At 36.8% G+C, this 20,822-nt stretch carries 16 protein-coding genes and 1 other annotated feature; all 16 genes read left to right on the top strand.

Translation table 11 applies throughout. The annotated features are described in order from the left end of the window. Window positions 1-65: 65 nt before the first annotated feature. The 16 genes from PCY70_RS05760 (at window position 66) to glmS (ending at window position 20,778) form a co-directional block, all read left to right on the top strand. Window positions 66-2,300, top strand: a complete 2,235-nt coding sequence (locus tag PCY70_RS05760) for a SpoIID/LytB domain-containing protein (RefSeq protein ID WP_305768762.1) — start codon at window positions 66-68, stop codon at window positions 2,298-2,300. Between the two features lie 49 nt (window positions 2,301-2,349). Further along, entirely contained in the window at window positions 2,350-2,979 is a 630-nt protein-coding gene (locus PCY70_RS05765; RefSeq protein WP_305768763.1) for a transglycosylase domain-containing protein, read from the top strand. A gap of 122 nt (window positions 2,980-3,101) precedes the next feature. Beyond that, a complete protein-coding gene (gene rpmG / locus PCY70_RS05770; protein WP_010165729.1) occupies window positions 3,102-3,254 on the top strand; it encodes a 50S ribosomal protein L33 in 153 nt (50 codons plus the stop codon). A gap of 38 nt (window positions 3,255-3,292) precedes the next feature. Next, a complete protein-coding gene (gene secE / locus PCY70_RS13800; protein WP_010165728.1) occupies window positions 3,293-3,472 on the top strand; it encodes a preprotein translocase subunit SecE in 180 nt (59 codons plus the stop codon). An 18-nt stretch (window positions 3,473-3,490) separates the two neighbouring features. Beyond that, window positions 3,491-4,003 (top strand): transcription termination/antitermination protein NusG, encoded by a 513-nt coding sequence (gene nusG, locus PCY70_RS05780; RefSeq protein WP_305768764.1) that lies wholly within the window; start codon window positions 3,491-3,493, stop codon window positions 4,001-4,003. A gap of 63 nt (window positions 4,004-4,066) precedes the next feature. After that, the gene (rplK, locus tag PCY70_RS05785) at window positions 4,067-4,489 is read left to right on the top strand and encodes a 50S ribosomal protein L11 (RefSeq protein WP_305768765.1); all 423 of its coding nucleotides are present in this window, start codon (window positions 4,067-4,069) and stop codon (window positions 4,487-4,489) included. Window positions 4,490-4,549: 60 nt separating this feature from the next. After that, a complete protein-coding gene (rplA, locus tag PCY70_RS05790; protein ID WP_305768766.1) occupies window positions 4,550-5,242 on the top strand; it encodes a 50S ribosomal protein L1 in 693 nt (230 codons plus the stop codon). A 58-nt stretch (window positions 5,243-5,300) separates the two neighbouring features. Beyond that, window positions 5,301-5,435: a sequence feature (ribosomal protein L10 leader region), on the top strand. A gap of 25 nt (window positions 5,436-5,460) precedes the next feature. Next, window positions 5,461-5,958 carry a 50S ribosomal protein L10 gene (gene rplJ, locus PCY70_RS05795; RefSeq protein WP_305768767.1) on the top strand — a complete coding sequence of 166 codons (498 nt, stop codon included), beginning with the start codon at window positions 5,461-5,463 and terminating at the stop codon, window positions 5,956-5,958. Between the two features lie 21 nt (window positions 5,959-5,979). Continuing rightward, on the top strand, window positions 5,980-6,348 hold the full coding sequence (gene rplL / locus PCY70_RS05800; protein WP_010168165.1) for a 50S ribosomal protein L7/L12: 369 nt from the start codon (window positions 5,980-5,982) through the stop codon (window positions 6,346-6,348). Window positions 6,349-6,610: 262 nt separating this feature from the next. Next, on the top strand, window positions 6,611-10,873 hold the full coding sequence (gene rpoB, locus PCY70_RS05805) for a DNA-directed RNA polymerase subunit beta (protein WP_305768768.1): 4,263 nt from the start codon (window positions 6,611-6,613) through the stop codon (window positions 10,871-10,873). 33 nt (window positions 10,874-10,906) lie between these two features. Next, window positions 10,907-14,641, top strand: coding sequence for a DNA-directed RNA polymerase subunit beta' (rpoC, locus tag PCY70_RS05810; RefSeq protein WP_044149839.1), 3,735 nt, complete (start codon window positions 10,907-10,909; stop codon window positions 14,639-14,641). A gap of 159 nt (window positions 14,642-14,800) precedes the next feature. Then, on the top strand, window positions 14,801-15,388 hold the full coding sequence (locus tag PCY70_RS05815) for a dipicolinate synthase subunit B (RefSeq protein WP_305768769.1): 588 nt from the start codon (window positions 14,801-14,803) through the stop codon (window positions 15,386-15,388). A 188-nt stretch (window positions 15,389-15,576) separates the two neighbouring features. Then, entirely contained in the window at window positions 15,577-17,448 is a 1,872-nt protein-coding gene (locus PCY70_RS05820) for a PTS mannitol transporter subunit IICBA (RefSeq protein ID WP_305768770.1), read from the top strand. Between the two features lie 39 nt (window positions 17,449-17,487). Continuing rightward, complete coding sequence (locus PCY70_RS05825; protein WP_305768771.1) at window positions 17,488-18,630, top strand: mannitol-1-phosphate 5-dehydrogenase; 1,143 nt, start codon at window positions 17,488-17,490, stop codon at window positions 18,628-18,630. Window positions 18,631-18,651: 21 nt separating this feature from the next. Next, complete coding sequence (locus PCY70_RS05830) at window positions 18,652-18,909, top strand: HPr family phosphocarrier protein (protein ID WP_305768772.1); 258 nt, start codon at window positions 18,652-18,654, stop codon at window positions 18,907-18,909. A gap of 78 nt (window positions 18,910-18,987) precedes the next feature. Then, the gene (gene glmS / locus PCY70_RS05835) at window positions 18,988-20,778 is read left to right on the top strand and encodes a glutamine--fructose-6-phosphate transaminase (isomerizing) (protein WP_305768773.1); all 1,791 of its coding nucleotides are present in this window, start codon (window positions 18,988-18,990) and stop codon (window positions 20,776-20,778) included. Window positions 20,779-20,822 lie beyond the last annotated feature (44 nt).

The following is a 20,822-nucleotide window of genomic DNA, read 5'->3' on the forward strand; positions in this document are numbered from 1 at the left end:
TACTAAGAGACTGTATATTGGCATAGAATAGGATAGATAAAATTCATATATAGGGAGGAAATAACTTGAATGAACCAAAGCGCTATAAAATAAAAATGAGAAGAAACGAGAGAAAAAGAAAGTCTGAAAACGAAAGGAACATCCCGAAAGTATTGACATTACTAACGTTAGCAGGAGTAGTAGGTTATGTGACAGCAGAGTATGCTTGGCCAGAAATGCAAACAGCAAATGCCCAGAGCAGTAGCTTGGATGGCGTACAAGTGGAAATGGTTCAGACATATGCGATGCCGTTTTTGGAGGTTAATGCAGTAAAAATTTTGGCGATAACAATGTTTGATCAACTGGCAAAAGAAGAGCAGGGCGATGGCTGGTATGACAGATATTATAGAACGATAAGCCAGGATCCTAAATTTGACTTTTTAGATATAAAAAATTCCAGCAAAATTATGACGCACGGACAGACGACAAAAATATTAGAGAATATATTGGGAGAAGAATTTAAATTATTGGCAAATGCCAATGATGCGGAGCAAGGCATTTCGTTGTTAGATTTTTATAATGCATATAAAATGGCGCTAGATGTAGTGGGGCGCTCTGGAGAACTAGAGATAAAAAGATTAGACATATTGCAGACGACAACAAAAGACAACAACTTGCAGGCCTGGACGACGCAAACCTCAAACGGAGTCTATGCCTATCATGGGCTTATATTAGAACCATTAATAGGAAACAACTTAGAAGTGATAGCATCTGGAAATGATATAGTGGGGATATTAGAAATACGGCAAGGATTTTCGAAAGAATCGCGAGAATTTTCAGATAAAATTTTGAGAGTAGCGGATAACTATATAGAGTTTGAAAAAAATGGAAAATACTTTTTAGAAGAAGGAACGAGCGTAGACACAACAAATTTATCTGCAGGAACAACAGTAAGCTGTACAACAGAGAATAATCAAATTACAGCGATGTCTATAATTAATAATTTGCCAACCCAAGATATGAGAGTCGTAATAACGGAAGATGGAAAAGGAGAATATTTTCATAAAAATATACAAATTACTTCAAAAGAAAGTGTACAAATTACATACAATAATCAGATAATTAGTTATGCAGCAGGTGAAATAATTGACATCGATAGTTTAAAATTATATTCAGGAGAAAAGATAGTTATTCATCCAAGTTATAATAGCACCTATAAAATAAATAGCATCACAAGAAGAGGGATTAACCCAGAATATGTGGGCAGTTTAGAAATCTATAAAGAAGAGGAAGGGTACCTGTTAATAAATGAAGTAGATTTAGAAAATTATGTAGCCAGAGTGATAAATAGTGAGATGCCAACATATTTTGGAGTGGAAGCATGCAAGGTTCAAGCTATTTGCGCAAGGAGTTTTGCAATACAAGAAGGATCGACAGCAAAATACTTAAAATATGGAGCGAACGTAGATGATACAACAAATAGCCAGGTATATAACAATTTGGCAGTTGATGAAATCGCAAAGGAGGCAACAAGAGCAACAGCGGGAATGGTGTTGACATTTAATGGACGGTTGGTTAAAGCAAATTTTTATAGCACCTCGGGAGGGCATAGCGCCAATTATGGAGAGGTTTGGGCGAGCGAAATATTCCCCACAGCAACCCCTAGCTATTTAACAGCCGTAACACAGTATTGGGATGCCGGAAAGATATATGATTTGAGAGATGAAGAAGACGCCGAAGAATTTTTTAAATTGTCAGCAGACGATATCAGTTCCTATGACGACCATGCTGCTTGGTTTAGATGGGAAACAGAATTTGATGCCGAAGAGCTTTCGGAAGCAATAAATAATGCGCTGCAGAATTTGACAGCTAGCCAAAAGGAAAAGGTAACATTTTTAAATAGAAATAAAAAGCAAGACGCATTAATAGATGACATAGGAAAAATTTTAGATATAGAAGTATTAAATAGAGGTGAAGGGGGAAACCTGATTAGTATGTTAATTACAGCTGAAAATGAAAGTATAGAAGTGGAAACAGAAAACTTGATTAGAACAATTTTGTCGCCAAAAGAAGTGAGCGTTAAACGTGCGGACGATCAAGAGATAAGAGATTTGGCATTGTTGCCAAGTGCATTTTGTACGTTTGATATAGAATACGAAGACGGTGCGATAAAAAGCTTAAATATTTATGGAGGCGGCAGTGGACATGGCGTGGGGATGAGTCAAGAGGGTGTGCGAGGCATGGTAAATAGAGGATATACCTATGATGAAATTCTTAAGCATTACTACCAAGGAATAGAAATTGGTAGTATAGAAGAATAGGGGGGAAACTGATATATTTAAATTTATTTTGAAGATAATAACGATTATTGTGATTGGGTGTGGATTGATAGTATTTTTCTATGGGTATCGCTATTATAGCGAAGCAAAGCAAAGTCGATCATTAGAAGAAACAGTAGCGCTTGTTAGAAACCGAGAAGATTATGTAGAAATAGATGAAATAAGCCCATATTTTTTGAATGCAATAATGGCGATAGAAGATAGAAGATTTATGTTGCATTCTGGAATTGATATAATTGGAATTACGAGGGCATTGGTTTCAAATTTGGTAGCTGGAGAAATTGTTCAAGGAGGAAGTACAATATCGCAGCAGCTGGCAAAAAATTTGTTTTTTTCAAATCAGCAAACATTAATTAGAAAAGTTGCCGAGTTGTTAATGACGATGGATATCGAGCGCAGTTTTAGTAAAAAAGAAATCTTGGAGTTATATAGTAATATAATCTATTTGGGGCAAGGAAATTATGGAGTTGAAGCGGCAAGTAGAGAATATTTTAATAAGGATGCCATAGATTTAAATTTAGAAGAAGCGGCATTTATAGCGGGAGTAACGCAGTCGCCGACCGCATATACGACAAATATCGAGTTAGGTAAGGAGCGACAAAGAGAAGTTTTGGATGCGTTATCTGATTTTGAAGTAATAAATTTTGATACAGAGGACTAAAAAAATTCAGTTAAATTGTCAAAACTGCTTGACGAGCCTAATTTAGTGTGCTATATTAACCACGTGCCTAAATGAGGTCTTTTTTTTTATGGAAATTTATAGAAATGTGGAGGTGTCTAATAGTGAGAGTACAAATTACGCTAGCTTGTGAGGAATGTAAACGTAGAAATTATTCTATGACCAAGAATAAAAAAACGCATCCTGATCGAATGGAAACAAAAAAGTATTGTAAATTTTGTAAAACACATACGCCGCATAAAGAGACTAGAAAATAATCTTTGTGCAAACTAAAAGTATGTTCGGGGAGGTAGTTATGGGAGTTTTTTTTAAGGACTTTGTTGCAGAAAGCAAAAGGATAGTTTGGCCAAATCGAAAAGAGCTTTTTTCAAAGACTTCTACTGTCATTACACTTTCGATCCTTGTTGCGATCATTTTGTCTATCTTCGACTTTTTATTCGGGCAGTGCTTAGTGCTATTGCATAACTGGATATAAAATGATGGAGGATTATAAATGAGTGAAGCAAAATGGTACGTAGTGCATACGTATTCGGGGTATGAAAATAAAGTAAAAGTAAATATTGAAAAAGCAATAAAAAATCGTAATATGCAAGAGTTGATTCAAAAGGTTGAAATACCAATGCATAATGAAGAAGAAGAAAAAAATGGTACCACACGCTTAGTTAGCAGAAAAGTATTCCCCGGATATGTACTGATTAAGATGATTATGACAGACGATGCGTGGTATGTGGTCAGAAATACCAGAGGAGTAACAGGTTTTGTTGGCCCAGATTCTAAACCGGTGCCATTAGAAATTGAAGAAATTGAAAAAATGGGAATAGACGTTTCTGGTTTTAAAAATGGATTTAATATTGGAGACTTGGTTAGAATTATGTTTGGCAGTTTTAGTGGACTCGAAGGCAATGTTCAAGAGATCGAAGATGATCTTGTCACCATTTTGGTTAATGGAAAAGGCATAGAAGTAGAGAACACTCAGATTAAAAGAGTCGAAGATCTAATAGAATAGGCAAAACTTTATATTTGTAACAAATGCGCGAGTGGAAATACCACAAATTTAGGAGTGATTATAATGGCAAAAAAAGTAACAGGAATGATTAAATTACAAATTCCAGCCGGCAAAGCAACGCCAGCGCCACCTGTTGGTCCAGCTCTTGGTCAGCACGGTGTTAATATTGCCCAATTTACAAAGGAGTTTAATGAAAGAACAAATAAAGAAATGGGAATGATTATACCAGTAGTAATTACTGTATATCAAGACAGAACATTTTCTTTCATAACCAAAACTCCCCCGGCGGCAGTATTATTAAAAAAGGCAGCAAATCTTAAGTCAGGTTCTGCTGTACCAAATAAAACAAAAGTGGCGACAATATCTCAAGATGAAGTAAAAAAAATAGCCGAACTTAAGATGCCTGATTTAAATGCAGGTAGCATTGAGTCCGCTATTAGCATGATTAGCGGAACAGCTAGATCTATGGGAATTGTTATAAAGTAAGCGCGCGTATAAGCGTGGGAGGGTGTAGAGCCCCGATATTACCACAAGGAGGTTATAAAAATGAAACATGGAAAAAAGTATAAAGAAGCTGCCAAATTAGTTGATAGAAATCTTCAGTATGATACAGAGGATGCTTTTAATCTTGTAGAAAAAACAGCGACGGCAAAATTTGACGAAACAATAGAAGCACATATAAAATTGGGTGTTGACTCAAGACACGCAGATCAGCAAGTTAGAGGAGCAGTAGTTCTTCCACATGGAACAGGAAAAACTGTGAGAGTTCTTGTATTTGCAAAGGGAATAAAAGCAGACGAAGCAACGGCCGCAGGAGCAGATTATGTTGGCGCCGAAGACTTGATCCCTAGAATTCAAAATGAAGGCTGGTTTGAATTTGATGTTGTAGTAGCGACTCCAGATATGATGGGCGTGGTTGGTAGACTAGGTCGTGTACTTGGGCCTAAAGGTCTTATGCCAAACCCGAAAGCTGGAACAGTAACAATGGACGTTACTAAGGCAATCAATGATATCAAAGCTGGTAAAATTGAATATCGTCTTGATAAAACAAATATTATTCACGTACCGATAGGCAAAGCATCTTTTGGAACAGGAAAGCTATTAGACAACTTTAACACATTGATGAGTGCTATTATTAAGGCTAAACCATCGGCAGCAAAAGGTCAATATTTAAGAAGCGTGGCTATTTCTGCAACTATGGGACCTGGTATTAAAATTAATACAACAAAAATTAGCTAATAATAACAATATATAACAAAGGGCTTGACAGATATTTTCGAATATGCTAATATCAAGTCGAAAATTGAATACTGTACCGCAGACAGTAGGTGCCTATGGCATAACGTATACAACCTACCGAGGTTTTGATAGAGGATTGTATGAGTCACTTTACCTGCGGTTGTTTGCGTAAAGTGGCTTTTTTATTTGCAAAACGAAAATAGGAGGTGGAATATAAAATGATCAATGCAAATTCAGAATCAAAAAAAGTTATAGTAGAAAAAATTAAAGGAAACATTGCTGGAGCGGCATCTATCACTATCGTGGATTATCGTGGTCTTACAGTAGAACAAGACACAAGCTTAAGAAAATCTATGAGAGATGCGGGCGTGATATATAAAGTTTACAAAAACAGTATGTTTGGCCGAGCGATTGAAGGAACAGAGTTTGAAGATCTCAAGAAGCACTTGGAAGGGCCAACAGCAGTGGCGATAAGCCAAGATGATGCGACCGCGGGGCCACGTGTTTTAGCAGAGGCGGCAAAAAAACTAGAAAAGCTGGAGTTTAAAGCAGGCGTGGTAGAAGGTAACTACTATGACGCAAAAGGAATCGAAAAAATTGGTAATATCGCTCCAAGAGAAGAGTTACTTGGTAGATTGCTTGGAAGCTTTAAATCACCTATTTCGAGCTTTGCAAGAGTTATTAAAGAAATTGCTTCTAAAAAAGAAGAGGCTTAAAAAATTTACGGAGGTGCTATAATGGCAAAATTATCAATTAATGAAATTATTGATGCAGTTAAAGAATTAACAATATTAGAACTAAATGAGTTAGTAACAGCTTGTGAAGAAGAGTTTGGAGTATCTGCCGCGGCAGGAGTTATGATGGCAGCAGGGCCAGCGGTTGTAGAAGAAGAAAAAACAGAATTTGACGTTGAGCTTACTGAAACAGGCGGAGAAAAAATTAAGGTTATTAAAGTTGTGCGTGAAATTACAGGTCTTGGGCTTAAAGAAGCAAAAGATGTGGCAGAAGGTGCACCAAAAATTATTAAAGAAGGTCTTTCTAAAGAAGACGCAGAGGCTATTAAAGCTAAACTTGAGGCTGTTGGAGCTAAAGTTACACTTAAATAATAATTTGTTTGGGGGAGCTATTAAGTCGTATAGCTCCTTTTTTGGTCTGAAAAAATTATTAAATGGGGTTGACGAAATTTTCAACTTCTGCTACTATTTTTAAATGCGTCAATTTTTAAGATTTTCTTTTTATGTTCTAAAAATGGACAATATATTATTTTTTTGTGTATAAACAAAGAAAAATATGTTTCATGTTTTTAAAAAATACATATGCTTTAGGGCATTTGTAGATTTATAAATTTTGCAAGGGGTGAAAGTACACATGCAAAAATCCAAGATTAACCCAATTGAAATGGGAAAGCAAGTGCGTATGAGTTATGCACTATCAAATGAGATTTTTGAAATTCCAAATCTAATAGAAATACAAACAGATTCATACAAATGGTTCTTAGAAGAAGGCTTAGACGAAGTATTTAAAGATATTTCTCCAATAGTAGACTTTAACGGAAATCTAATGTTAGAATTTATTAATTTCTCATTAGATCCACATTCTAAATATACTGTTGAAGAAGCCAAAGAAAAGGATGTAAATTATGCTGCTTCTTTGAAGGTAAAAGTTCGCCTATATAATAAGGAAACGGGCGAAAGTATGGATAATGATGTTTTTATGGGCGATTTGCCTTTAATGACAGAAACTGGTAGTTTTATTATTAATGGTGCAGAAAGGGTTATTGTTAGTCAGCTAGTCCGATCGCCAGGGATTTATTATAATCGTGAGTTTGACAAATTTGGAAAAAGACTTTTTTCGGCAACAGTAATACCAAATCGTGGTGCATGGTTGGAGTATGAAACAGATTCAAACGATATTTTTTATGTGAGAGTGGATAGAACGCGAAAAGTTCCTGTTACTGTTTTAATGAGAGCACTAAGACTGGGTACAAATGTAGAAATTATAGACATGTTTGGAGAAGAACCGAAAATTTTGGCTTCGATAGAAAAAGACGGCTCTAACTCGTATGAAGAAGGTCTAATAGAAATTTATAAAAGAGTTCGCCCAGGTGAGCCACCAACGGTTGAAAGTGCTGAAACTTTACTTGCAAATATGTTTTTTGACTCCAGAAGGTATGATTTAGCAAAGGTCGGAAGATATAAATTTAACAAAAAACTTGCCCTTAAAAATAGAGTTAAAGGATTTACTCTTGCTGAAGATGTAGTAAATATGGTTACTGGTGAAGTGGTTGCTGAAGCTGGTGATAAAATTTCTGAAGAGTTGGCCGATATTATTCAAAATACTGGGACTTCAAATGTAAAGATTGAAATTAGTGACCTTGATAGACCAGTAGTTGTATTAACGAATCAAATGGTTGATATAGCGCAATTTGTAGATATAGATAAAGTCGAATTTGGAATTAAAGAAAATGTTTATTATCCAGTGTTGGCAGAAATCATCGAAAACAATAGTGATATAGATGAAATAAAAGAACTTATAAAACAAAGAATGAATGAGTTAATTCCAAAACATATTACATCAGAAGATATATTTGCATCTATGAATTATGTAATAAATTTGGAATATGGCATTGGCGCGAGAGATGATATAGACCATCTAGGAAATCGTCGTATAAGAGCCGTCGGAGAGTTGTTGCAAAACCAATTTAGAATAGGTCTAACTCGTATGGAAAGATCTGTTCGCGAAAGAATGACAACACAGACAGATGAGCCAGCAAATCCTCAAACATTTATTAATATACGTCCTGTGACAGCCGCTATAAAGGAATTTTTTGGAAGTTCACAACTTTCGCAATTTATGGACCAAAACAATCCATTGGCAGAATTGACGCATAAACGAAGATTATCTGCCTTGGGACCTGGAGGTTTATCTAGGGAAAGAGCCGGCTTTGAGGTTCGAGATGTTCACTACTCGCATTATGGCAGAATGTGCCCTATTGAGACTCCAGAAGGCCCAAATATCGGATTGATTAACTCTTTGGCAACGTTTGCTCGAATCAATGAATATGGATTTATTGAAGCTCCATATAGAATTGTAAAAAAAGATGAAAATGGTGAGCCAGTTGTTACAGAAGAATTTAGATATGTTACTGCAGATGAAGAAGAAAGCTATACTATTTGTCAAGCAACAGAAGAATTGACCAACGATATGCATTTTGTTCGTAAAAAAATTACGGCCAGAAGACGAGAAGAAATTTTGGAATTTGACTATAAAGAAATTGATATGATGGATATATCTTCTAGACAAATTGTCTCTGTTGCGACAGCGATGATTCCGTTCTTAGAAAACGATGATGCAAATAGAGCTCTAATGGGTGCAAACATGCAACGACAGGCTGTGCCGCTTATTAAAACCAATAGCCCGATTGTGGGAACAGGAATGGAAGCGAAGGCAGCGAAGGACGCAGGTGTGTTGATCATTGCTAAAGAAGACGGCGTCGCAGAAAGCGTGACATCTCGAGAAATAATAATCAGAGAAGACGAAACTATGCGTCGTAGAGTATATACGTTAACTAAATTTACTAGAAGTAATCAAGGTACTTGTATAAACCAAAGACCTTTAATTAGCAGGGGTGACTTTGTTAGAAAAGGCGAAATAATCGCAGATGGTCCTTCAACAGAGAATGGTGAGTTGGCACTTGGACAAAACCCATTGATTGGATTTATGACATGGGAAGGATATAATTTTGAAGATGCAATATTGCTGAGTGAGCGACTTGTTAAAGAAGACGTATATACCTCTGTTCACATTGAAGAATATGAGGTGGAAGCAAGGGATACCAAGGTTGGAACAGAAGAAATTACAAGAGATATCCCAAACACAAATGAGGAATCGCTAAAAGACCTAGATGAACGAGGAATTATTCGTATAGGTGCAGAAGTAAGGGCGGGCGATATTTTAGTAGGCAGAGTAACGCCAAAAGGTGAGACAGAACTAACTGCAGAAGAGCGACTTCTTAGAGCGATATTTGGTGAAAAAGTTAGAGAAGTTCGAGACACATCCTTAAGAGTACCCCATGGTGAAGCAGGAATCATTGTAGATGTAAAAATATTTACTCGTGAAAATGATGATGAATTATCTCCGGGTGTAAATAGGATGGTTCGTTGCTATATAGCGCAAAAGAGAAAGATTTCTGTAGGAGATAAAATGGCTGGTCGACATGGAAATAAAGGTGTTATTTCGAGAGTGTTGCCAGCAGAAGATATGCCGTTTTTACCAAATGGGAGACCGCTTGATATTGTGTTAAATCCGTTGGGCGTGCCTTCTCGTATGAATATTGGGCAGGTTCTAGAAGTTCACTTGGGCTTAGCGGCAAAGGCGCTTGGCTTTAAAATTGCCACACCAGTATTCGATGGGGCTAATGAGCAAGATATAATGCAAACTTTAGAAATGGCAAATGATTATGTAAATTTAGAAGATTTTGAAGACTTTAGAGATTTGTGGGCAGATAAGCTGAAGCCAAGTGCGTTACAGTATCTAGAAGATAACTTGGAACATCGACAAGAGTGGCAAGGCGTGCCGATAGATAGAACCGGAAAAATTAGACTTAGAGATGGCAGAACAGGTGAAGAATTTGATAACCCTGTAACTGTGGGATATATGCATTATTTGAAACTGCATCACTTGGTAGATGATAAAATGCATGCGCGTTCGACCGGACCGTATGCCACAATTACGCAACAACCGCTTGGAGGAAAAGCTCAATTTGGTGGGCAGCGTTTTGGAGAGATGGAAGTTTGGGCCCTGGAAGCATATGGAGCTGCATATACTTTGCAAGAAATTTTGACGATCAAATCTGATGATGTGGTTGGGAGAGTTAAAGCATATGAAGCGATTGTGAAAGGTGAAAATATTCCAGAACCAGGAATCCCAGAATCATTTAAAGTATTGCTTAAAGAACTGCAATCTCTAGGCCTTGATATTAAAGTTATGACTGATGATATCGAAATAGAAATTAAAGAAAATATTTATGATGGCACTAGTGTTACAGTAGATTTAGATACTTTAACAGGCAATCAAGAAAGTTATAAACAAGATCCTAATGATGATATGCATGAAATTGAAGATATAGACGATTTAGAATTTGACGATGAAGAAGACGATGATTTTATAGATGATTTGGAAGAAGATGAAGCAAAAATGGGACTTAGTGTTCAAAAGGGTACAATGCAGCATTCTATAACAGTATCTGCAGATAATAATGCAGATTTGGAGATAGATGATGATGATGTTTTTGAAGACGAAGATTTTATAGAAGAAACTAAACACAAGATTACAATCACAAAACCGGCTAAAAAAGAAAGAATTCCATTAGTTGATAGTTATATAGATATTGATGATGACTTTGATAATATGGATGATGTTGGTAATGAAGATGATGAAGACGATGATATTATGGATGAATATTATTATAACTATGATAACACAAATGATAATGGCAAAAAGAAAAATTCGGATGATGATAAAAATAGTAAGAATAGATTGACCGATGAATTTGATTATGGTGATGATGATTTAAAATATGGTGACTCCGATCTTGATGATGATGGTAGCAGAAAGTCTCGTAAGCATTAATGAAGAGTACTTCTCAGAAAGGAGAAAATAATAATGGATATGGATCAACCAATTGCGTTTGAAAATATAAAGATAGGTCTGGCTTCACCAGATAAAATTCGTCAATGGTCAAGAGGCGAAGTTAAGAAGCCGGAGACTATAAACTACCGTACTCAGCGCCCGGAACGAGAAGGGCTTTTCTGTGAGAAAATTTTTGGACCTAGTAAAGATTGGGAATGTCATTGTGGTAAGTATAAAAGAATTAGGTATAAAGGTGTAATTTGCGATAGATGTGGGGTAGAAATTACACGAGCCAAGGTGCGACGTGAAAGAATGGGGCATATTGAACTGGCAGCTCCTGTTTCACACATTTGGTATTTTAAAGGTATTCCAAGTAAGATGGGACTAATTCTTGATATTGCCCCTAGAATTTTAGAAAAAATTCTATATTTTGCTTCTTATATCATCACTTATGTTAGTTCAGAATATGAAAAACGTGAAGGAATTTCTTATAAGCAAGTTTTAACAGAAAAAGAGTTTCAAGAAGTTGATAGAAGATATAATGACGAAGCTAGAGAAAGAGATGGGACAGTAGCATTTGTTGCAGAAATGGGTGCAGAAGCTATAAAAAAACTTCTTCAAGATATAGATTTGGAGAAGGAAAGTGAGACTCTAAAAACTCAGCTTGTTGATGCCACAGGGCAAAAAAGAATTAGAATTATAAAAAGACTTGAGGTAATCGAATCATTTAGGTTAGCAGGTAGTAAGCCAGAATGGATGATTTTGGATGTTATTCCTGTATTGCCACCAGATTTGCGTCCTATGATTCAGCTGGATGGAGGTAGATTTGCAACATCAGACTTAAATGATTTGTATAGGAGAGTTATTAATAGAAATAATCGTCTTAAAAGACTTGTAGATCTCGGTGCACCTAATATTATTGTTAGAAATGAAAAGCGTATGCTACAAGAAGCTGTAGACGCATTAATTGATAATGGTAGACGCGGTAGACCGGTGACAGGGCCAGGAAATAGACCGCTTAAGTCGCTTTCGGATATGCTAAAAGGTAAGTCGGGACGATTTAGACAAAATTTGTTAGGGAAGCGTGTCGATTATTCTGGGCGTTCGGTTATTGTTGTAGGTCCTTATCTAAAGATCTATCAGTGTGGGCTTCCAAAAGAGATGGCAATAGAGTTGTTTAAGCCATTTGTTATGAAGAAGTTAGTATCAGATGGAATTGCACAGAATATTAAAAATGCAAAGAATATGATAGAGAGTTTAAAAACTGAAATTTGGGATGTATTAGAAGAAGTAATCAAAGAGCATCCGGTTATGCTAAATCGTGCTCCAACACTGCATCGTTTGGGGATACAGGCTTTTGAACCCACATTAGTAGAAGGGCGAGCGCTAAAACTGCATCCTCTTGTTTGTGCTGCCTATAATGCAGACTTTGACGGAGATCAAATGGCGGTGCACGTTCCATTATCTGTAGAAGCGCAAACAGAATGTAGATTTTTGTTATTGGCTCCAAATAACTTGCTAAAGCCATCTGATGGTGCGCCCGTGGCTGTTCCTTCACAGGATATGGTGTTGGGAATGTATTATTTGACATTGGATAGAGCCGGTGAAGAAGGTGAAGGCAGATACTTTAAAGATGAGAATGAAGCAATTTTGGCATACGAAACTAAAGAAATTAGTTTACATGCAAAGATTAAAGTTAGAAGAACCGTTGAATTTAACGGACAAAGTTTAACCGGAATGACTGATACAACTGTTGGGCGAATCTTTTTTAATGAAGCAATTCCTCAGGATTTAGGGTTTGTGAAGAGAATTTCTCCAGAAAGTGCTCTAAAGTATGAGATTGATTTCTTGGTAGGCAAAAAGCAGTTAGGTCAAATTATTAAGAAAAGCATTAATACGCATGGTGCAACAAAAACGGCTATTTTATTAGATAGTATTAAAGATCTAGGATTTAAATTTTCTACACGTGGAGCACTTACAGTTTCTGTATCAGATATGGTTATTCCAGAACGTAAAAAAGAATTTTTGGCAGAAGCCGAAAAATCTGTAGACCAGGTTACTAGGCTGTTTAGACGTGGTTTGATGACCGACGAAGAAAGATATAATAAGGTTATTCAATCTTGGAATGCCGCGAATGATAAGATCACAGAAGCATTGTTATCAGGGCTAGGTAGATATAACAACATCTTTATGATGGCCGATTCAGGTGCGAGGGGATCTAATAACCAAATTAAGCAGTTGGCAGGGATGCGAGGACTGATGGCATCTCCGTCTGGTAGAATCATCGAGTTGCCAATAAAGGCAAACTTTAGAGAAGGGCTAACGGTATTGGAATACTTTATTTCTGCACATGGAGCTAGAAAAGGGCTTGCAGATACTGCTCTTAAGACTGCTGACTCTGGATATTTGACAAGACGTTTGGTTGACGTTTCGCAAGATGTTATTATCAGAGAGCTTGATTGTAATCATCCGATAGAAAAAACTGTGAGAATAACTAAAATTACAGATGAGTTAATAGGCAAAAAGTTGGCCGCAGATGTAATTAATATGACAACAGAAGAAGTGGTAGCAGAAGCAGGAGAAGTAATTACTGCCGAGCTATTTAGTATTTTAAAAGCAAGAGTGCCTGGAGTTAAAGAGATTAAATTCTGGCAAAAACCTAAAATTCCTGGGATGGTCGTTAGCGCATTTAAAGAAGGCACCGAAATGATAGAGCCTTTAAGTGAAAGGATTACAGGAAGATTTGCAGCTGAAGATATATATAATCCAGAAACTGGAGAATTGATTATAGAAGAAGATAAGATGATTACTCCACATTTGGCAGAATATATAGATTCTTTGGGAATCACTGCAGTAAGAATTAGAACAGCGCTATCCTGTAAGTCGACAATTGGTGTATGTGTTAAATGCTATGGTGCAAACATGTCTTCTGGAAACCAGGTGCGAATTGGTGAATCAGTAGGAATTATAGCTGCACAATCGATTGGAGAGCCTGGTACGCAATTAACAATGAGAACTTTCCATACGGGAGGAATAGCAGGAGACGATATTACTCAGGGTCTTCCGCGTATAGAAGAACTTTTTGAAGCAAGAAAGCCAAAGGGGCTTGCTATTATAACAGAATTCGCAGGCGAAGTGGCTATTATCGAAAGTAAGAAAAAACGTGAAATTTCGATCACCAATGCTGATACTGGAGAAATGAAATCATATTTAATACCGTATGGATCTCGAATTAAGGTTAAAGATGGAGACTATATAGAAGCAGGAGATGAGCTGACTGAAGGTAGTATAAATCCACATGATATCTTAAAGATTAAGGGAATTCGCGGAGTGCAAGACTATATGCTAAAAGAAGTTCAAAGAGTTTATCGTTTGCAAGGCGTGGATATAAATGACAAGCACGTCGAAGTTATTGTGAGACAAATGATGAAAAAAGTGAAAATTGAAGAAAATGGTGATACAACGCTACTCCCTGGAAGTTTGGTAGACGTATTAGAATATGAAAAAATTAATGAAGTGACGATAGAAGAAGGTGGAACGCCAGCAGATGGAAAGCCTACTTTGTTAGGTATTACAAAAGCATCGTTGGCAACAGAATCATTCCTATCGGCAGCATCTTTCCAAGAAACAACCAGAGTTTTAACAGACGCTGCAATAAAGGGTAAGGTTGATCCACTAATTGGGTTAAAAGAAAACGTTATTATTGGTAAGTTAATTCCTGCCGGAACAGGTATGGATAGGTACAGAAAAATTCAAATTGTTGAATAAGATCGAGAAGCTTACGGACTACCGTAGGCTTCTTTTTTTTCACATAATGCAAAATATTTCATATTATATTAAATCTAGGATGACTAAAATACTGTATATACTATTGCAGTGAAAATCATGGATGTAAAAAGATATTGTTGTAAAAAGGGGGGGAATGTTGTGATACAATCATTAGAAGGAATTAACTTGGGAGTTGCAATTTGTGGTTCGTTTGGTACATTTAAAAATACTATTGAGATGGTAAAACAATTTATAGAATTAGGGGTAAATGTATATCCAATTATGTCTTATACCGCATATGAAAATACAACTAGATTTGGATTAAGAGAAGAATTTATTGAACAAATAGAAAATGTGACAAAAAACCAAATTGTGCATACTACTGAAGGAGTGGAGACATGGGATTGCATGGTAACGTTAGATGCAATTTTGATTGCTCCTTGTACAGGCAATACATTGGCTAAACTGGCAAATGACATTACAGATACTCCGGTTACATTAGTTACAAAAGCAATGCTCAAAAATTCAAAGCCTGTAGTAATAGCGGTCGCAACAAATGATAGATTGGGAAGTAATCTCAAAAATATAGGAACAATGATTAAAAATCAAAACGTTTACTTTGTGCCGTTTAATCAGAGTGATCCGCAAAGTAAACCGTATGCGTTAGTGGCGAATTTTTTGTTGGCGCCAGACTCAGTTTTGGCAGCAGTGAATCAAAAACAAATTCAACCAATTATTTCAACTTAAAAAATAGTTAGCTGATTTCTAAAATAAATTATAGAAGTCAGTTTTTTTTTTAAACTTGACAACGATAAAAGTTTATGCTAGCATAAATTATAACTTTAATTAGTGATATGTTGAAGTTAATTAGGGAAGAAACACATTGTAAATACATACGAAAAGATTAGTGAAAAGTTATAAAAAGGGGGGCACTGATGAAAGTAGCAATTCAAAAGTTTGGTAAAATATTGAGCGCTATGGTTATGCCAAACATGGGAGCTTTCATTGCTTGGGGACTTATCACCGCGTTATTTATACCAGCAGGATGGTTTCCAAATGAAAATTTAGGCGAATTGGTAGATCCGATGCTTAGCTATTTACTACCAATATTAATCGCATTATCAGCTGGAAAGATGTTTGGTGGCGAAAAAGGGGCTGTAGCAGCGGGAATTGCTGTAATAGGGGTAATACTTGGAGCACCAGATCAACCTATGCTTATGGGGGCAATGCTTATAGGTCCTTTAGCAGGATGGTCGATTACAAAATTTGACAAATTAATAGACAACAAGGTCAAGGCTGGCTTTGAAATGCTAATAAATAATTTCTCAACAGGAATTATAGGAATGTTATTAGCTATTATAGGGTTTTATGTTATTGGACCATTTATGTCTATACTATTAACCATATTAACAGCGGGAGTAAATTTGCTAGTGGAAAACAGTTTACTCCCATTTGTTGCGATATTTATAGAACCCGCAAAAGTGTTGTTTTTAAATAATGCAATAAATCATGGAATTTTAACACCTATAGGCACCGAACAAGTTGCAGAACTGGGCAAATCAATTATGTATATGTTAGAATCAAACCCAGGTCCGGGACTCGGAGTTATATTGGCGTATATGGTATTTTCAAAAAATAAAACTACAAAAAGCTCAACGCCAGGGGCGGCAATTATTCATTTGTTTGGCGGGATTCATGAAATATATTTTCCTTATGTATTGATGAATCCAATGGTAATCATTGGTCCAATTGTAGGATCGATTGTAACAATTTTTTATTACTTAGTATTTAATGCAGGACTAATTGCACCAGCGGCGCCGGGATCAATTATAGCATATATGGCTGTATCTCCAAAAGGCGAAACTTTAATCGTGCTGGGTGGCGTATTAATAGCAACTGTGGTTTCATTTGTTATATCTGCTATATTTGTGAGAATGGCCGGAGACAAAGATTTAGATGAAGCAAAAAATCAAGTAGCAAATATGAAAGCTCAATCTAAAGGAATAGAATTGGCGACTGAAAGTAAAATCGAAAAAATAGTATTTGCTTGCGATGCCGGAATGGGATCTAGCGCAATGGGAGCAACTAAGTTTAGAAATAGAATTGCAAAATTAAATTTGGACATTGTTGTAACTAACAGCTCAGTGGATACGGTACCTGCAGATGCTAATATAGTGGTTTGCCAAGAAGTTCTAAAAGATAGAGCAATAAAATCAGCCAATAATGCACAGATTATAACTATAGGTAACTTTTTAACAGATCCAAATCTGGATGGGTTATATAACTTTATAGTAGAAAATGTAGCTGAGGCTCCAACTGCTGAGGCTCCAATCGCTGAGGCTCCAATCGCTGAGGCACCAACTGCTGAGGCAGCGGAAAATGAAGTGTTAAATAAAGGTAATATTAAATTAGGCTGCAGTGCAGAAACCAAGCAAGAAGCTATTACGGCAGCAGGTCAGTTACTGGTAGAGCAAGGTTATGCAAATGAAGAATATATTCAAGGAATGCTAAACAGAGAAGAGACAACAACGACTTGTTTAGGATTTGGAGTTGCAATACCGCATGGAACAATAGAGACTAAAAAGGAAGTGAAGAAAACAGGAATAGTGTTCTTGCAATATCCAGAAGGTGTAATGTTTGATGATGAGAAAGTTCACTTAGTATTTGGTATCGCGGCCGCCGGTGATGAGCATATGGAGATCCTGGCTCAAATAGCAGATCTAGTGGAAGATGATAGCAAGCTAGAGACGTTGCGAACAACTAGCGACTTAGATGAAATCATGGGGTTATTAAACGTAACGCTGTAGAAGATATTTCATTATAAGATATAAGAAAGGATTGTGTACATGAAAAAGGTCATTCAATTGGGAGCTGGAAATATAGGAAGAGGTTTTATTGGATATTTGCTGCATAAGTCAGGGTATCATGTGATATTTGCAGATGTTGTAGAAAAAGTTGTAACGCAAATAAATGAGGATAAAAAATATACCATATTTGTAATGGATACAGAATGTATGGAAGATGAAGTCTCAAATATTAGTGCGATATATTCAAACAAAGACGAGTTTATCGATGCAATGGGCGAGGTATCTCTCTTAACTACAGCGGTAGGACCTAATGTGTTAAAAATAGTGGCTCCAACAATTGCAAAAGGCATTGAAGCAAGATTTAAGTCTGGGAATAAGGAGTATCTAAATATTATTGCCTGCGAGAACGCTGTTAATGCTAGTAGCGGATTGAAAGAAAATGTGTATGAGAATTTGAGTGAGGATGCAAAAGCGTATGCAAATGAGTTTGTGGGATTCCCTAATTCATCGGTAGACAGAATTGTTCCGCCAGCAAAGTGCGACAATCCGATAGATGTTGTGGTAGAAAAGTATTATGAATGGAATGTGGAAAGGGATGGCTTCAAAGGAGAAATTCCAAATATTGAAGGCATGAACTTGACTGATAATTTGATGGCTTATGTGGAAAGAAAGTTATTTACGCTAAATACGGGGCATGCTATATCGGCTTATTTGGGAAATTTAAAAGGATACAAAACCGTAGACGAAAGTATTAATGACGAGGAAATTTACAATGTTGTAAAAGCAGCTATGATAGAAAGCGGGAATGGTCTAATCAAGAAGTATAACTTTGATGAAGAAATGCACCTGAAGTATATTGATAAAATCATTTTGAGGTTTAAAAATGTTCATCTAAATGATGATGTGGAAAGAGTGGGCAGAGAGCCATTAAGGAAATTATCGCCAAGTGATAGATTGATTAAACCTCTGGAAACAGCATTGTCGTATGGGTTAGATGTAGATAACTTAATTACGGGAATTGCTGCAGCGCTAAGATTTTGCAGTGATGCCGATGCTCAGAGTCTAAAGCTCAATAAAGACATCGAAGAAAAAGGTGTAACGGAAATTATTACAACGATAACTCAAATAACTGATAAAAGTATAATCGAAGCAATAGCAAATAAGCACACTGAATTAGCATAGTGAAAATAGGAGGTTAACACAATGAAAAAAGAGTCAATTGAAATTTTAGCGCCAGAGGGTTTGCACGCAAGACCGGCAGGTGTGATTGTAAAAGAGGCGGCCAAATTTGCAAGTGAAATTAAACTGGCAAAAGGAGCAAAAGAAGTGAATGCCAAAAAATTAATTTCGGTTTTGAGCTTAGGCGCTAAAAAAGGCGAAGTTGTAGTATTGACTGTGGAAGGTGCAGACGAAGATACTGCATTCGAAAAGATTAAAACATTGATTTTGGAAGCTGAGTAAAAGTATAGGACTTGTGGAGTGAGATATGTCACCCTACAAGTCTTTTTTATGAAATGACAAAATTTAGGAGGTATGGATATGTGTGGAATAGTAGGCTACATTGGTTTAGATGGCAAAATGGACGTAACAGAAATGTTATTATCTGGTTTAGAAAAGTTGGAATACCGAGGATATGATTCGGCAGGCATCGCGGTATATGATGAAGGCGTAACTATATTTAAGGACAAGGGAAGAGTCGCGAATTTGCGTTCTTTGGTAGATAAAACTATACGCCCTAACCTGGGTATCGCACACACCAGATGGGCAACACATGGAGTGCCTAGCAAAATTAATTCGCATCCTCACGCTTCATCGAGTAATAGGTTTACAATTGTTCATAATGGAGTTATCGAAAATGAAGTAGAGTTGCGCAATGCGTATTTATCAGATTACAATTTTGTATCTGATACAGACACAGAAGTTGTTGCTGCACTTATCGAAAAGTTTGCAGCTGGCGAGGATAATGTGGGCGTTGCCATTCGACACGTGATGGGGTTGATTAAGGGGTCATATGCTCTTGGTATTATCGATGCGGAAACGCCTGATATTTTGTATGCAGCAAAGAATAAGTCACCGCTACTTATTGGCTTGGGAGAAGGATGCAACATGATTGGCTCTGATGCTATGTCGATTATAAAGTATACAAATAAATTTATTGAAATTCATGATGAGGAATTTATAGTGCTGAAATCATCAGATGTATCTATCTATTCGATATTGGGCAAAAAATTGAGAAGAGAGCCTTATATTGAGACGCTGGATGCAGCAGAAACGGAAAAGGGGATCTATCCATTTTATATGCTGAAAGAAATCGATGAGCAGCCATATGCTATTAGACGTATTGTGGCAGAATACTTTGACGAAGAAGAAATTAAAATCGATGCTGAAATAGTAAAAATACTGGCGGATGCTGATAGAATTTATATAGTGGCGGCGGGGACTAGTATGAATGCGGGGTTTGTGGGAAAGCAGTTGTTTGAATCCGTTAGTAACATTCCGACAGAAGTTCACATTGCTTCTGAATTTGTATATAACACGCCTATCATTAGTCAAAGCCCGCTGTTTATTTTTTTGTCGCAGTCGGGGGAAACTGCAGATAGCCGCGCGGTACTGGTAAAGATCAAGTCTTTGGGATACAAATCGTTGACTATTACTAATGTAAAAGGGTCTACATTATCGCGCGAAGCGGATTATACGCTATTGCTACATGCCGGGGTGGAAATAGCGGTTGCATCAACGAAAGCATACACCTCGCAAATTGCTGTTATGTCGATCCTTGCAGCAAAGCAGGCTAATATAGATGCTCTAGCATTAAAGAAAGATTTGGCACTCGTTGCTAATATAATAGAATCTATTACTGATAATAAATCGATATATGAAAAATTGGCAAACGAATATTTGGTGAAAAGAAACTGCTTTTATATAGGCAGGCATATCGATTATTTTGTGGTTCTAGAAGCAGCGCTAAAGCTTAAGGAAATTTCGTATATACAGACAGAAGGCTTTGCTGCAGGAGAATTAAAGCATGGCACAATTGCTTTGATAGAAGATGGAACCCCGGTGATAGCTGTGATATCTCAGGAAAATATCAATTTGAATACTCGCTCCAACATCAAAGAGGTAAAATCGCGAGGTGCCAAAACTATAGTAATTGCATTAAAATCGTTGAGCTCTGCAACTGATCAGATCGTGATAGATGATGTAAACCCGATGTTGGCGCCTTTGGTAACTATTGTGCCAACGCAATTGCTTGCATATTACGCGGCATTAGGACGCGGGCTCGATATTGACAAACCAAGAAATTTGGCAAAATCGGTAACAGTAGAATAAAAAAAACCACTACACTAGGTAATGGCAGAGTGATTTTGTAGAGG

Origin of the sequence: Candidatus Epulonipiscium viviparus (assembly GCF_030708075.1) — a bacterium.
Lineage (GTDB): Bacteria > Bacillota > Clostridia > Lachnospirales > Cellulosilyticaceae > Epulonipiscioides > Epulonipiscioides viviparus.

Coding starts and splice junctions, on each gene's coding strand:
- secE (WP_010165728.1), top strand. CDS start 3,293: ATGGGAGTTTTTTTTAAGGACTTTGTTGCAGAAAGCAAAAGGATAGTT.
- nusG (WP_305768764.1), top strand. CDS start 3,491: ATGAGTGAAGCAAAATGGTACGTAGTGCATACGTATTCGGGGTATGAA.
- rplK (WP_305768765.1), top strand. CDS start 4,067: ATGGCAAAAAAAGTAACAGGAATGATTAAATTACAAATTCCAGCCGGC.
- rplA (WP_305768766.1), top strand. CDS start 4,550: ATGAAACATGGAAAAAAGTATAAAGAAGCTGCCAAATTAGTTGATAGA.
- rplJ (WP_305768767.1), top strand. CDS start 5,461: ATGATCAATGCAAATTCAGAATCAAAAAAAGTTATAGTAGAAAAAATT.
- rplL (WP_010168165.1), top strand. CDS start 5,980: ATGGCAAAATTATCAATTAATGAAATTATTGATGCAGTTAAAGAATTA.
- rpoB (WP_305768768.1), top strand. CDS start 6,611: ATGCAAAAATCCAAGATTAACCCAATTGAAATGGGAAAGCAAGTGCGT.
- rpoC (WP_044149839.1), top strand. CDS start 10,907: ATGGATATGGATCAACCAATTGCGTTTGAAAATATAAAGATAGGTCTG.
- PCY70_RS05820 (WP_305768770.1), top strand. CDS start 15,577: ATGAAAGTAGCAATTCAAAAGTTTGGTAAAATATTGAGCGCTATGGTT.
- PCY70_RS05825 (WP_305768771.1), top strand. CDS start 17,488: ATGAAAAAGGTCATTCAATTGGGAGCTGGAAATATAGGAAGAGGTTTT.
- PCY70_RS05830 (WP_305768772.1), top strand. CDS start 18,652: ATGAAAAAAGAGTCAATTGAAATTTTAGCGCCAGAGGGTTTGCACGCA.
- glmS (WP_305768773.1), top strand. CDS start 18,988: ATGTGTGGAATAGTAGGCTACATTGGTTTAGATGGCAAAATGGACGTA.